We start from the raw sequence: 1,054 nt of genomic DNA on the forward strand, positions 1-1,054 counted from the left end.
GTATATGGACCCCGCCCGATTGCAACGACCGGCTTGATCAGGATCGACGATCACAACTGCTGACGTATATCCGGCTTCTTGATGCGGCTGGACAACGTCTCTGCCGCGAGCCTCGATGGTTTTCGCCCGCTTCCACCTCAACGGCCCCGAGACATCGGCGCAAGCCGTGCCGGTCCACACATCAGGTTCGGGAAGCGACGGGGTGACCGTTTCGCCATCTCTTGCCATTTGTTGCAATTGCCGGGTGAGACCTCCTTTCCTTGAGCCGCTTCGCTTCAGGCCGCCCTCACCGACAGCGCCGGCTCATAAGCTGCGTCGCCTGTGAGCATAGCCCACACGATCCGCGCATTCTTGTTGGCAAGAGCCACGGCCGCGACATTGGGATGGCGCCGTTGCCGGATTTTGCCGAGCCAGAGGCTTCGCGGATCCTGCTTGCCAGTGGCCCGGCTTAAAGCGGCGCGAGCTCCGTGAATCATCAGCGTCCGCAGGTATCGATCGCCGCGTTTGCTGATGCCGAACAAGCGGGCCCGCCCTCCACTGGATCGCTGCTTCGGCACCAGGCCAAGCCAAGCCGCGAACTGGCGGCCGTTCTTGAAACAGCTTCTATCGCCCACGGCGGCGATCAAGGCCGTTGCCGTCACAGGTCCGACGCCTTCGATTTTGCCGAGCCGCTGGCACTGCTCATTCGTACGGAAGATTTCCCTTATCCGCCGGTCATAGGATGCAATGCGGGTATCAAGCTCGGACAACTCCTCTTGCAATTCCCTCATGAGCGCTCGGAGCATCTCGCTGAGGCCGTCATTGATGTTCCCTACGACGACAGCGAGGCCGCGCCGCAGCTGCGCGATGTCACGGGCAATGACAATCCCATGCTCGGACAGAAGACCGCGAATCTGGTTGACGAGCCTGACCCGGTCGGCGACCAGGCGCCGGCGAATGCGGTGGACGGCCTGTACCGCCAGCTGATCGGTTGATTTCGCGGGCACAAAGCGCATGGACGGACGGCCAACCGCTTCGCAGATGGCTTCCGCATCGTTCTGGTCGTTCTTGTTTG

1 protein-coding gene is annotated in these 1,054 nt (G+C 61.8%); it reads right to left on the minus strand.

Annotated features, from left to right (window positions below; all coding sequences use genetic code 11):
* Positions 1-275: 275 nt before the first annotated feature.
* The coding region (locus XH98_RS12950) for an IS110 family transposase (RefSeq protein ID WP_271618813.1) at positions 276-1,054 on the minus strand (779 nt) is incomplete at its 5' end.

Origin of the sequence: Bradyrhizobium sp. CCBAU 51745, assembly GCF_028128715.1 — a bacterium.
Classification (GTDB): domain Bacteria; phylum Pseudomonadota; class Alphaproteobacteria; order Rhizobiales; family Xanthobacteraceae; genus Bradyrhizobium; species Bradyrhizobium manausense.